Source organism: Nocardia sp. NPDC056541 (assembly GCF_042794235.1).
GTDB lineage: Bacteria > Actinomycetota > Actinomycetes > Mycobacteriales > Mycobacteriaceae > Nocardia.
The window spans coordinates 318,686-331,497 of sequence record NZ_JBHTUD010000008.1; the positions used below are offsets into that span (position 1 = coordinate 318,686).

A 12,812-nucleotide genomic window follows, 5' to 3' on the forward strand; every position below is an offset into this window, starting at 1 on the left:
CCGAGGTTCCCGCAGGAGCACCGGGCTCCTGCGGGAATCAGCACTACTTCGCGTAGTCGTAGAACCCGCGACCGGTCTTGCGGCCCAGTCGGCCCGCGTCCACCATCCGGCGCAGCAGCGCGGGCGGGGCGAGGTGCGGCTCGGCGAACTCCGCGTAGAGCGACTCCGACGCCGCGAGGGCGATGTCGAGGCCGACGGTGTCGAGCAGCGTCAGCGGGCCCATCGGGTAGCCGCAGCCGCCCTTCATCGCCGCGTCGATGTCCTCGGCGGTGGCGTAGCCCGACTCGAGCATCCGGATCGCCGAACACAGGTAGGGGATGAGCAGCGCGTTGACGATGAACCCGGAGCGGTCACCGGCCTGCACGGCCATCTTGCCGAGGGTGTTCTTCACGTAGTCGGTGACGGCCACGGCCGCTTCCGGCGCGGTCACCAGGGTCGAGATGATCTCGACAAGAGGCATCACCGGCACCGGGTTGAAGAAGTGCACGCCCACGACCCGCTCGGGCCGCTCGGTCGCCCCGGCCACCTTGATCACGGGGATCGAGGAGGTGTTGGTGGCAAGGATGCCCTCGGGCTTGACGATCTTGTCCAGCTTGCCGAAGATCTCGTACTTGAGCGCCTCGATCTCCGGCGCGGCCTCGATCACCAGGTCACGATCGGCGAACTCGTCCATGTCCAGGGTGACGCGCACCCGCGCGAGCACCGCGTCGGCCTCGTCCTGGGTGATCTTGCCCTTGGTCACGCCACGGGCGATCGAGGTGGCGATCCGGTTCTTGGCCGCCTCGGCGAACTCCGGCTTCGTCTCGAGCACGAGCACCGAGCTGCCCGCCTTGGCGCACACCTCCGCGATCCCCGCGCCCATCGTGCCGCCACCGATTACACCGATCAACTCCACTGGAGAACTCCCAACATCGCATTGCCCTGGCTGTCCCGGAGATTATTTCACCCGGGCTGGCACTCAGTGCCACAGGCTGCCGGAACGTGAGCTATCGCACCAGCTGGACGCGACGCTGACCAGGGCATTCGTCAGCGAGCCGACTCACTTACCCGCCGGGTACACGGCGTCGACTTCGACCTCGACCAACCATCCCGCCACCGGCAGGCTCGCCACTTCCAGGGCGAAGCGGCTCGGTCGTGCCGCGTTGCGGACCAGCGGTGCGGCCGGGGCAGCGGTGCCGAGGGGGACCAGCTCGGTGTCGCCGGTGGTGAGGTTCGTATTGGCGAAGAACTGCCGGTAGGCGCGGTTCCAGCCGGCGTAGTCGGCACGGTCGGTGCCGGGCGCGTTGTCGAGGAACACCCGCATGGTGATCACGTCGTCCAGGGTCAGGCCCTGGGCTTCGAGGTTCTCCCGGATTCTGGCCAGCACCGACATGCCCTGCGCTTCGGTGACGGTGACACCGGCGGGCAGCTTCGCGTCCGCGAACTGCTGGGTGTCGATGAAGGATTCGGGGCTGCCGGTGGGGGCGGCCTTGTTGGTGGCGGTGGGGCCGAGGCCGCTGGTCTTGTAGACGGTAGCGTCGGCGGCGATCGTCACGCCTTGGGCGATCATCGGATTCGCCTGTCCCGCTTCGAGAACCGAAGTACTCGGCGCAGTGGACGGCTGCGACTCGGCCGGGTCGGCCGAGCAGGAGGTGAGGGTCAGCGCCGCGAGGGCCGTCGCGGCCAGGGTGATCGTCGTCTTCATGGTCGATACTCCTTGTCGGGGTGAGAGATTCAGGCGGCAACGCGGGCGTGCAGGGCGGTCACCACGTCACGGGCGGAGGTGAAGGCGCCGTGCTGCCAGGCGATCGCGTTGGACAGGTGGTCACCGGCGAAGTAGATGTGCTCTACGGGGGCAAGGAGTTTGGTGTACTCGGGGGTGGCCTCACCGCCGTGGGAATTGCTGCCCGACCACCCGACCCACGCGCCCTCGGAATACTTGGTTCGCCGCCAGCTGCCGGAGAACGACGAGGCGATGTCGGCGCGGTACTTGTCGCCGTGGATCGCTGCGCCCTCGTCGACGGCCTTCGCCAGACGTTGCCGGTGGGTGAGTGATTCGAAGGCCTGATGACGTTTGCCGGTGTTGTAGTAGCCGACCACCACGCCACGGTCACCGTTGTAGTGGTCGTAGGGGAACATGATCTGCGCGATGTCCTTGTCGGTATTGCTCGCGCCGCCGTAGATCCGGTCGTCGAGCTCCCACCAGCGGCGCGAGTATTCGATGCCGAGCTTGCCGGAGGACACTGGGATCGCGGCTTTCAGCGCGGTGAGCACATCGGCGGGCAGGTTGTTGGCCAGGCGACCGACGAGATGGGGCGGCAGCGTGCAGATGCAGTAGTCGGCATCGAGGGACTTGCGCGCGCCGTCCTGGGTGTACTCGATCCGCACACCCTCGGGGGTGTTCTTCATCGCCGACACCTCGGCACCGAAATGGATGCGCTGCGTGCCGATCTCGCGCTGGAAGGCGGCGTAGATGCGGTCCATGCCACCGACCGGGGTCATCATCATCATGGCCTGGTCGTAGCCGAATTCGAAGCTGAAATTGCGGCCGAGACCGCTGCGGATCGTGTCGGACATCGGGAACGGTTTCGGCTGTTCGCCGAAGTTCAGACCCGCCCCGGGTTCGGAGGTGTAGCCGCGCCGGGTCGAGCCGAGATAGCGGCCGTCACTGGAGAGGTCGCCGAAATCGCGCAGGAACGACGACAGCGCTTCCTTGTCGGCGCCGGAGAGCACGTCGTCGAGTGCGCCCCGCGACGCGGCCTTCTGCAACAGCTCGGACATGTAGCCGTACATGTCGGCCTTGGCGGCGCGGTACTGCACCGACTGCCCGGAGATCGAGGTGCCGCTCTGATAGTTGACCAAGGTGGACGCGTTCTGGTTGCCGAACGGCTGGATCTCGACACCGAGTTCGCGACAGTAGTCGAGGGTGATGTGGCCCTGCGGGATTCGCGTGGCGCCCAGATTGAAGTAGTGCCCTTCGGCGAAGGTGCAGCTCTGGGTTTCGCCGTTGAGATCGGTTTCGGTGGTGCCGTTGCGCACCGACCACACCCGTCCGCCCGCTCGCTTCCTGGCTTCGAGCACGGTCACGTCGTATCCGGCCTTGCCCAGTTCGTAGGCCGCGCACAACCCCGCGGGGCCGCCGCCGAGGATCGCCACCTTCGCGCCCCCGTCGCCCTTGCCGATGAGGTCGCCCATGGCGGGCGAGCGGAATGACACCTGCGCCGTGGCGGGCGCGAGGCCGAGGGTCGACATCGCGCCGTAGGCGAGGCCGGCACCACCGGTGATGCCGAGACTCTGCATGAATGATCTTCTGGTGACTGCCATGGGTAGCTCCGTCCGCCGCGATATCCGTTCTGCGACAGCGTCCGCCGACGGTGGGTCGGTGCCGCTACGCCGCGGAAAACGTTCACCGATCAGCGAGTGAGATCCCCCGCGGTCGCTTTCTCGCTCGGTGACCATCGCCCCGACTCGCGCCCGCAATACCGCCGAAACCAGGTCTGGATATCCTCGCCCGCACCGACAACGCTGGGAGGTGTGTGGTGACGGCACTGGCCGACGCGGTCGCGCGCTCGTTCGCGGCCGGGGAACCCGAGCGCCCCGCGGTGTCGCCGTTGCGTGCGCTGGGGCGCAGACAACTGCCGGGTGTGGCGTTGCTCGGCCAGTCGATCGCGACCACCGCGCCCGCCGCGTCGATGGTGCTGTTGCCGGTCACGATGCTCACCCACAACGCTCTGCTGCCCGGCCTGGTGACGATCGTCATCGCGACGCTGGTCATCACGCTGATCGCGTACTGCGTCGCACAGTTCACCCGGCGGCTGTCCGCGGCGGGTGGGCTCTACACCTTCGTCAGCCACGGCGCCGGACCGCGTGCGGCGCTGACCTGTGGCGTCGGAATGCTCGTAAAGTACCTGGGCAGTGCGTCGCTGACGATGTATCACGGGTCGCAGACCGCTCTCGCCTTGGCAGCGCAGCTGGGAATCACGCTGCGCGGCTGGCAGATCGGGGCCGTCTATCTCGGCATCGCGGTGCTGATCGGCGCGGTGCTGGTGCGTGGTGTGCGGTTCGCCGCGATCGCGATTCTGGCGGTCGAGGCGTGTTCGCTGGCCTTCATCATCGGCCTCATGCTGGTGTCGGGGCCTGCTGTCGCGATCACCCCGGCCGCGCCGAACGTTCCCGCGGTGCTGGCCATCGCGATGTCGGCGCTGTTCGCGCTCGCGGGCTTCGAGAGCGCCACGTTCTTCGCACCGGAGACGCGGCGTCCGCTGGTCACCGTGACCCGTACGGTGCTGCTCACCCCGGTGCTGTGCGGGGCGCTGTTCATCTTCGCGTCGTGGGCGGCCTGGTCCGGGCATGCGGGAACGGTGGTGAACGCGTATCTGCACGGGACGGCGAGTGGGTCGAGTCTGCTCGTGGTGATCCTGCTCGACGCGGGGCTGACCTGCTCGTGGCTCGGGTCGTCGATGGCTTCGTCGAACGCCGCGTCGCGACTGATGTATTCGATGAGTGTGGAGGGTGTGCTGCCGCGCCTGCTGAGCCGGGTCGGTCCGCGGTTGCGGACCCCGCACGTGGCGTTGGTGCTGATCATCGGCATCGTCGCGACGGCCGGTTCGGGTTTCGTCGCGCTCGACGGTGTGCTCGCCGCGGCCAAGACGGTCATGCGCACGGCGCTCGCGGTGTCCTACATCCTGGTCGCGGTGGGTGCGGTGCTGTTGCTCGGCCGTATCCGCGAGCGCAGCCGCGTCGACCTCGTCGCCGGCTGGGTCGGCAGTGGGGTGCTCGCCGCGGTGCTGGTCTGTCTGACGGTGTCGGACGCGAGCGACGGTGTGGTGGTCGCGCCCGCGACGGTGCTCGCGGTGCTGCTGGCCGGTGCTGCCTGGTATCGCTGGCTGCGGGACAGTTGTCCCGAAAGTCTCACGGCCATCGGTGTTTTCGACAGTCCCGAATCCGCTGACGTGCTGCCCGGCGCCGGGGTGTTCGCCGTCAACGCCCGCGGCGCGATGGCCCTGGTAGGGGCGGACCGCGGCGAACAGTGACAACGACGACCCGCCGCGACGGCCCGACCGGGCACGAGCCGAGGGCTGTCCAGAAGGCCCTCGCTCTGCTCGAGGCGGTAGCGCAGCTGGGTTCGGGCGCCACCGCGAAGGACATCGCCGCGCAGACCGGTATCGCCCCCGCCACCGCGTACCGCCTCCTGAATCTCCTCGTTGCCGACGGCTACCTGGTGCGGATCGAGGACCTGTCCGGTTTCGCCCTCGGCCGCCGTACCCGTGAGCTCGCCGGGGCTGCCGCTCCCGAGCCCGTCTCCGGCAATCACCGGATCCTCGGTGAACTGCGCGCCCAGCTGCGTTTCGGCATCCATCTCGCCTCCTTCGCCGGCGGCCGGGTCAGGATGGTCGACAAGGACCCCGACCATGAGCTGAGTGGGGAGAAGGTGCTGCTCGCCTGCCCGCACGCCTCGGCCATCGGCAAGATCCTGTTGGCGCGGTACCCGGACTTCGCGGCCGAGGCCACCCCGCGCAAGGTCACCACCTTCACCATCACCGACGCCGCCGATCTCGCCGCCGAGCTACGCCGAGTCGCCGCGGACGCGGTCGCCGTCGAGGTGAACGAATGCCGCCTCGGCCGCAGCGCCGTCGCCGTCCCGATCCGCACCGCCGACGGCACTGTCACCGGTGCCCTGGCCGCGATCGGCAAGACCGGCCGCCTGCCCGTGCACGATCGCGACCTCATCGACTTGCTCACGTCGGCGGCCGATCAGCTGACACTGTGACCGCACACCCGAGGCCCGGCGATCCACCGAATCGCCGGGCCCCGGGTGTGCAGCGGGTCTATCGAACCGGTGTCAGTTCCGGTTCCGCGGAATCGGGTCGCCTGCGACCGAGCACCGAGTGCCTGCGCCCGTAGGCGAAGTACACGATGACACCGAGTGCCATCCAGATCACGAAGCGCAGCCAGGTCTCGATCGAGAGGTTGACCATCAGCCACACGCAGGCCAGAGCGCCGAGAACGGGAACCACCGGGACGAACGGAACGCGGAACCCGCGCGGCAGATCCGGACGGGTGCGACGCAGCACCAGCACCCCGATCGACACCAGGACGAACGCGACCAGTGTGCCGATATTGACCATTTCCTCCAGCGTGCCGAACTCGACGAAACCGGCCAGCAGTGCGCACACCACACCGACGAGCACGGTCAGCCGCACGGGTGTGCCCTTCTTGCCGGTCTGCGCGAGACCGCGAGGCAGCAGACCGTCGCGGGCCATGGCGAACAGCACCCGGGTCTGGCCGAGGAACATCACCATCACCACGGTCGACAGCCCGGCCAGCGCGCCGATGGCGATGATGTTCTTCACCCAGGTGGCGCCGTGGATGGCGAAGGCGGTGGCCAATGTGGCGTTGCCGTCGGCCAGTTCGGTGTAGGACACCATGCCGGTGAGGACCAGCGAGACCGCGATGTAGAGCACCGTCACGATCGCCAGCGACGCCAGAATGCCGCGCGGGACGTCGCGCTGTGGGTTGCGCGTCTCCTCGGCGGTGGTGGCGACCACGTCGAAGCCGATGAAGGCGAAGAACACCAGGCTGGCCGCGGCGAGCAGCCCGTACCAGCCGTAGCTGGTGCCACCGGAGCCGGTGAGGAAGGCGAACAGCGACTGGTGCATCCCCTCGGCCTTCTCCGACGGCTGCGCCGGCGGGATGTAGGGGGTCAGGTTCGACGGCTTGAAATACGTCGCGCCGACGACCAGCACCAGCGCGATCACACCCAGCTTGATCGCGACGGCGATGGCCGACACCCGCGACGACAGCTTGGTCCCGGTGGCCAGCAGCACGCCGACCACCGCGATGATCACCACCGCGCCCCAGTCGAACTTCACCGTGCCGAGGTGGAGCACCGGCGCCGATGATCCGAGCACTTCGCCGAGGTACTGTGACCAGCCCTTGGCGACCACCGACACCGCGAGTGCGAACTCCAGGATCAGATCCCAGCCGATGATCCAGGCGATCACCTCGCCGAAGGTGGCGTAGGCGAAGGTGTACGCGCTACCTGCCACCGGCACGGTCGAGGCGAACTCCGCGTAGCACAGCGCGGTGAGCCCGCACGCGATCGCGGCGAAGACGAAGGCCAGCGACACCGCCGGTCCCGCCACCGTGCCCGCGGTGCGCGCGGTGAGGGTGAAGATGCCCGCGCCGATCACGACCGCCACACCGAAGATCGTCAGGTCCTTCGCCGTCAGATCCTTGCGGAGCTTGGCATCCGGATCGTCGGTGTCCCGGATCGACTGTTCGACCGACTTGGTCCGGAACAGGCTGCTCTTGTTCATCATCGCAGCGACCTCGGAATGGCATCGAGACGGCGCTCGGCGAATCGGTTGGCGGCGGCGCCGGTCCCGATCCCCTCGGTGATGGCGGCGGCGATGATCTCGCGGCAGCGCGGGTAGATGTCGGCGACCTCGGCTTCGACCTCGGCCGGGGTGGCGGCGCGCAGTTCACCGGCCACCTGGATGAGGCCACCGGCATTGGCCACGAAATCGGGCACCCAGGTGATGCCGCGGTCGGTGAGCGCCTGCTCGACCTCGGGTGTCGCGAGTTGGTTGTTCGCCGCACCGCAGATGAGCTTCGCCTCGATCGTCGCGGCGCTCGCCGCGGTGAGGGTGGCGCCCATCGCGCAGGGGGCGTACACGTCGACCGGCGCGGTGGACACTGTCGACAGCAGCCGGACGGCGGGCAGTTCGTCGGTGATGCGCCGCAGCGCCGCCTCGTTCACATCGGTCACGCAGACCTCGGCGCCGTCGGCGAGCAGCAGGGCGGTGAGTTCGCGCCCCACCTTGCCGACACCCTCGACGCCGACCGTGCGCCCGGCCAGTGTCGGTGCGCCCCACACGAACTCGGCTCCGGCGCGCATCGAGTGGAAGACGCCGAGCGCGGTCAGCCGGGCACTGTCGCCGCTGCCGCCCGCGCCGACACTGCGGCCGGTGACGTGGCTCGTGTGCCGACCGATGACATCCAGATCGTCGGTGTTCGTGCCCACGTCACCGGCGGTGATGTAGCGCCCACCGAGGGTTTCGACGAACCGCCCGTAGGCGGCGAGCAGGTCCTCGCTCTTGTGGGTGGCCGGATCGCCGATGATCACCGCTTTGCCGCCACCGAGATCCACCCCCGCCGCCGCGGCCTTGTACGTCATTCCCCAGGACAGTCGCAGCACGTCTTGCAGAGCCGCGGATTCATCGGCGTACGGGTAGAAGCGGGTACCGCCGAGGGCGGGGCCGAGTGCGGTCGAGTGGATCGCGATGATCGCCTTCAGCCCGGATCTGTCGTCCTCGCAGAACACGACCTGCTCGTGGGCGCGGGCGCTGAGCTCGTGCGATCGGCCGAAGACTCCTGCTTCGGTGTGCGCAACGGTCACTGTCGATTTCCTTTCCGGTTCCGCGCACCAGGGTTGTGCCCTGGGCTGCGGGGTTGTGGTGCCGCGGGTCCGCGGCAGTTTCAGTTGTGCCGCTGGTGCGGCGACGTAGTGGTGGCGCGGGTGCGCTGCGGCGCGGCGATGTGCTCAGCCGCTTGCCGCGGCGGTGCACGTCGCAGTGGCTGGGTTCGTGTGGCGGTGAGGACGTGGTCGAGCGAACGCGGAGGTGGATGGTGCCGTGGGCTCGGTGGCAACGTCTCCCGTCAGGAGTCGATGCCGAGCTCGCGCAGCTGGGCGCGGTAGAGCTCGACATTGCCGAGCTTGATGTCCTCGTAGCCGCGCACGACGTCGGTCAGTGCGGCTGCCGCAGTGGCTGTTTCGTAGTTCTCGCTGGTCAGATCGTGTGCCAGCCGACGCACCATGTCGGTGTAGTGGGCCAGCAGTTCGCGTTCGACCTTGCGGACATGGGCGTAGCCGAAGGGGTCGAGCCTGGTGCCGCGCAGGAACTTGCCCTTGGCCAGAACCTTCAGCGCCACATGCGACTTCGGCCGCAGACCGATCTTCTTGTCGCGGCCCAACGCACGCAGCATCGGCGGGTGCAGCTTGTAGGTGAGCTTCTCGCCGCCGGGTACCTGGGCTTGCACATCGGCGAGGAAGTCCGGGTCCACGAGCAGCCGAGCCACCTCGTACTCGTCCTTGTAGGCCGTGAATTTGAACAGCCCCCGCGCGACCGCCTCACTGAACTCGGTGCGCTCGGTGACCGAACGTTCTGCCGCCCAAACGGATTCGACCGTCTCGAGGTAACGGTGTGCCACCTTCGCGTTCTGGTAGCCGATCAGCTGAGCCGCTCGCAGTTCCACGACCCGGCGCACCTCGCCCTCGAAGCTGGTGTTCGCCAGCAACTCCGCGGGCGCCACCGGCTGGGTGCGCCGCGGTCGGCCTGTGTCGACCGCCGCCGCGAACGCCGCCGGATCGGCGACGGCGACCCGCCCCCACCGGAACGCCGCGATGGTGGCGTTCACCGCGACACCGTTGATCCCGATGGCCTCCTCGATCGCCGCGACCGGCAGGCGCAGCCCGCCGTTCTGGACGGCCGCGCCCACGATCAGGAAATTGGCCGCTGCCGTGTTCCCGAACAGCGTCAGTGCCGCCGCGAGCGCGTCGAAGTGACTGATCGAATTCGTCGCCGTGGCAAGCCGATCCAGCAGAGTGTCCGTCGCGGGGTAGGCCACCGACTTGTCGAAGACCATGTCGCCGGTCGGGGTCTGGCTCGTCGACGCCACTGCCACGGTGCTCGCCGCGTCGCCGTACTGGAGGTAGCGGGGGTCGGTGGCGGTGAGCAGGTCGACGGCGAGCAGGCAGTCGGCGCTGCCGGGGGTGAGCCGGTTGGCCGGCTCCAATTCCGTTGTGGAGAACCGCAGGTGGGACAGCACCGGGCCGGCCTTCTGGCTCAGGCCGATCTGGTCCAGGCTCTCCACCTCGTAGCCTGCGCGCAGGGCGGCGGTGGCCAGGACCTGGTTCACCGTCACGATGCCGGTGCCCCCGATTCCGGCGATCAGCACGTTCTGCGTGCGGGTCGGCGCGCCCACGCCCGGATCGGCCACGGCGGGCGGCTCGACGGGTTCGCGCCGCTGGGACTTGCCCTTGGCCGGATCCACCTCCACCGTCACGAAGGACGGGCAATCGCCGTCCAAGCAGCTGTAATCGGTGTTGCAGGAGGTCTGATCGATGCGGGTCTTGCGCCCGAACTCGGTCTCGACCGGCTGCACCGACAGGCAGTTCGACTTGGCGCCGCAATCACCGCAGCCCTCACACACGGCCTCGTTGATCACCACCCGGGTGTTGCGGGTCGGCAGTGTTCCGCGCTTGCGCTGCCTGCGGGCGTCGGCGGCGCAGTGCTGGTCATAGATCAGCACCGTGACGCCCTCGATCTCGCGCAGCAGTTTCTGCGCCTCGTCGAGCCGGTCGCGATGCAGGAGCAGCGTGCCCTTCGCCAGCGCTCGCTTGCTGTGCCGCTTCGGCTCATCGGCGCAGATGACGATCTTGCGGACACCCTCGGTGGTGAGTTTGTGGGTGAGCTGCGCGACGGTGATCCCGCCCTCCACGTCCTGGGCGCCGGTCATCGCGACGACCTCGTTCCAGAGCAGCTTGTAGGTGATGTTCACCCCGGCCGCGACGCAGGCCTGGATCGCCAGCTGCCCGGAATGGAAGAAGGTGCCGTCGCCGATGTTCTGGAACAGATGCGGCACATCGGTGAACGGCGCCTGCCCGATCCACTGGCTGCCCTCACCGCCCATCTGGGTGAGCCCGGTGACCGCGCTGTCGGTGCGCCCGGACATGGTGACCAGCGTGTGACAGCCGATGCCGCCGCCGCCGATCGAGCCGTCGGGCAGGGCGGTGGAGCGGTTGTGCGGGCAGCCGCTGCAGAAATAGGGCGTCCGCTTGGCGGAGAGGACCTCCAGCGGAAGTGCCGGGGGCGCTGCCTTTTTCAGCTCCACCCGTCCGCGCAGCACCCGGCGCAGCGGCGCCAGCAGCCGTCCGGCGGTGAGCTCGCCGTCGACCGGCATCAGGCGCGCGCCGCGCTCGTCGCGCTTGCCGAGCACGCGCGGCGCGTCCGGGGTGCCGTAGAGGATCTCGCGGACCTGCGTTTCGATGAACGCGGTCTTGTCCTCGACAACGATCAACTGCTCGAGCCCGCGGGCGAACTCGGTGAGCGCGGCCGTGCCCAGCGGATAGGGCATGCCGATGCGCAGCAACCGGATTCCGGCGCGGTGCATGCTCGCCTCGTCGACACCCAGATCCAGCAGAGCCTGGCGGACCGCGTCGAAGGTGGTGCCGGTGGCCGCGATCCCCACCTTCGCCTCGGCCGGGTCCACCTCGACGACGTCGAGAGCGTTGGCCGCACCGTAGGCGTGCACCGTCGCCCAGCGTGGCCCGTAGAGGTCCGCTTCGGCGAGCACACTGTCGGTCGGCGCCGCCATCGGTCTCTGTCGATAGACGAAAGGCGTTCCCTCCCACTGCACTTCGGGCACCGTCAGGGCGAGGTCGGCCACGCCCTCGTCGACCGTCCACGCCCCGTCGGCGACATCGGCCACGATCTTCAACGCCACCACGCACCCCGAGGCCCGCGACATCGCGATGCCCTGCATACCGAGGGTGATGATCTCCTCGGCATTGCGCGGGAACAGAACGGGCACCCCCATCGCGGCCAGCGAGCGTTCGCTCACCGCGGGTACGGTCGACGATTTCGAGGCCGGATCATCGCCCACCAGCAGCAGCACGCCGCCACGCGGATTCACGCCGTACATATTGGCGTGCCGGATGGCGTCGGTCGCGCGGTCGACGCCGGGACCCTTGCCGTACCAGACGCCGACCACGCCGTCGTGGGTCGGCCGCCCGGCGGGCAGCTCGGCCTGGCTGCCCCAGACCGCGGTGGCGGCCAGTTCCTCGTTGAACCCGGGGACGAAGGTGATGTCGTGCTCGGTGAGTACCTCCGGCATGCCGAGCAGCATCTTGTCCACCCCGCCCAGCGGGCTGCCCTGGTAGCCGGAGACGAACGTCGCGACGCGGCGACCGGCGCGAATATCGCGCACATGCTGTTCCACCAGCAGCCGGGCGATGGCCTGGACCCCGGTCAGCAGTACCGGGCCCGCGCCGGAGCGGTAGCGATCGGCGAGGTCGTAGGGCGCGGCCGGCTCGGCCGACGGTCGGGCAGTCGCACAGACGACGGTGGTCATGAACGCCTCACCACACTTTCCACAACCCAGATCGTGAGCTGCGCAACGAAGGAACTTGCTATCGGTGCTGCGAAATGTGCCGTGGAGGGCAATCGGTGTCAACAGTCAGTCGAATAGTTGATCAGTCTGCTCAAAAGTGATCTGTACCACTGAGCTGGATGTATCAATCTGCTCGAGCGCGAGAGACCTGGGTCACATCACGGCTGATTCGTCCGGTTCGTCAGATGCTCGACCAGTGGCAGGCTCCGATACCCGATCGGCGTGGCCAGGGCGAGCATGGTCTCGGTGTGGTTCACGCCGTCGATGGCGTGCACCCGCTGGATGATCTCCAGGAGATCCTGCTGCGATTGCGCGGCGATGCGCACCAGCAGATCGGCGCGGCCGGTGGTGGCGTGCACCTCGAGGACGTGCGGGAACCCGCGCAGCGTCTCGATGATCGGATCCATCTTGTTCTGATCGAGTTCGATGCCAAGGAAGGCGTGCACCGCGAACCCGATGGCCTGCACATCGATATCAGGCGGATAACCCCGCACGGCACCCGATGCCTCGAGCCGCTTCATCCGCGCCTGCACGGTATTGCGGGCGACCCCGAGTCGCTGCGCCAGCTCGAGAATCGGCGCCCGGGGGTCACGGGCCAGTTCGGCCAGCAACGCGGCATCGAGCGCGTCGAACTTGATGGTCATGGGCGCATTCTGACA

Annotated in this window: 9 protein-coding genes; 2 read left to right on the top strand and 7 right to left on the bottom strand. The window is 68.4% G+C overall.

Features of this window, described 5'->3' with window-relative positions:
• Positions 1-43: 43 nt before the first annotated feature.
• The 3 genes from ACFQ9R_RS16820 to ACFQ9R_RS16830 form a co-directional block, all read right to left on the bottom strand.
• Positions 44-895, bottom strand: coding sequence for a 3-hydroxybutyryl-CoA dehydrogenase (locus ACFQ9R_RS16820; protein ID WP_378991562.1), 852 nt, complete (start codon positions 893-895; stop codon positions 44-46).
• Positions 896-1,039: 144 nt separating this feature from the next.
• Positions 1,040-1,684, bottom strand: a complete 645-nt coding sequence (locus tag ACFQ9R_RS16825) for a Rid family hydrolase (protein ID WP_378991564.1) — start codon at positions 1,682-1,684, stop codon at positions 1,040-1,042.
• A 29-nt stretch (positions 1,685-1,713) separates the two neighbouring features.
• Positions 1,714-3,279, bottom strand: a complete 1,566-nt coding sequence (locus ACFQ9R_RS16830; RefSeq protein ID WP_378991637.1) for a flavin monoamine oxidase family protein — start codon at positions 3,277-3,279, stop codon at positions 1,714-1,716.
• 239 nt (positions 3,280-3,518) lie between these two features.
• Between ACFQ9R_RS16830 and ACFQ9R_RS16835 the strand changes: the two genes are divergently transcribed.
• Together ACFQ9R_RS16835 and ACFQ9R_RS16840 are read left to right on the top strand one after the other, a co-directional pair.
• Positions 3,519-5,012 (top strand): APC family permease, encoded by a 1,494-nt coding sequence (locus ACFQ9R_RS16835; RefSeq protein ID WP_378991565.1) that lies wholly within the window; start codon positions 3,519-3,521, stop codon positions 5,010-5,012.
• On the top strand, positions 5,009-5,749 hold the full coding sequence (locus ACFQ9R_RS16840; protein ID WP_378991566.1) for an IclR family transcriptional regulator: 741 nt from the start codon (positions 5,009-5,011) through the stop codon (positions 5,747-5,749). The genes ACFQ9R_RS16835 and ACFQ9R_RS16840 overlap by 4 nt, the downstream gene beginning before the upstream one ends.
• Before the next feature lie 58 nt (positions 5,750-5,807).
• Here ACFQ9R_RS16840 and ACFQ9R_RS16845 read toward each other — a convergent pair whose 3' ends face one another.
• The 4 genes from ACFQ9R_RS16845 to ACFQ9R_RS16860 form a co-directional block, all read right to left on the bottom strand.
• Complete coding sequence (locus ACFQ9R_RS16845) at positions 5,808-7,301, bottom strand: APC family permease (RefSeq protein ID WP_378991568.1); 1,494 nt, start codon at positions 7,299-7,301, stop codon at positions 5,808-5,810.
• Entirely contained in the window at positions 7,298-8,380 is a 1,083-nt protein-coding gene (locus ACFQ9R_RS16850) for a Glu/Leu/Phe/Val dehydrogenase dimerization domain-containing protein (RefSeq protein WP_378991570.1), read from the bottom strand. The genes ACFQ9R_RS16845 and ACFQ9R_RS16850 overlap by 4 nt, the downstream gene beginning before the upstream one ends.
• 260 nt (positions 8,381-8,640) lie before the next feature.
• Entirely contained in the window at positions 8,641-12,114 is a 3,474-nt protein-coding gene (locus ACFQ9R_RS16855; RefSeq protein WP_378991572.1) for an indolepyruvate ferredoxin oxidoreductase family protein, read from the bottom strand.
• 197 nt (positions 12,115-12,311) lie between these two features.
• Entirely contained in the window at positions 12,312-12,797 is a 486-nt protein-coding gene (locus ACFQ9R_RS16860; protein ID WP_378633322.1) for an Lrp/AsnC family transcriptional regulator, read from the bottom strand.
• Between the last annotated feature and the right edge of the window lie 15 nt (positions 12,798-12,812).

Coding starts and splice junctions, on each gene's coding strand:
- ACFQ9R_RS16860 (WP_378633322.1), bottom strand. CDS start 12,797: ATGACCATCAAGTTCGACGCGCTCGATGCCGCGTTGCTGGCCGAACTG.
- ACFQ9R_RS16845 (WP_378991568.1), bottom strand. CDS start 7,301: ATGATGAACAAGAGCAGCCTGTTCCGGACCAAGTCGGTCGAACAGTCG.
- ACFQ9R_RS16825 (WP_378991564.1), bottom strand. CDS start 1,684: ATGAAGACGACGATCACCCTGGCCGCGACGGCCCTCGCGGCGCTGACC.
- ACFQ9R_RS16830 (WP_378991637.1), bottom strand. CDS start 3,279: ATGCAGAGTCTCGGCATCACCGGTGGTGCCGGCCTCGCCTACGGCGCG.
- ACFQ9R_RS16855 (WP_378991572.1), bottom strand. CDS start 12,114: ATGACCACCGTCGTCTGTGCGACTGCCCGACCGTCGGCCGAGCCGGCC.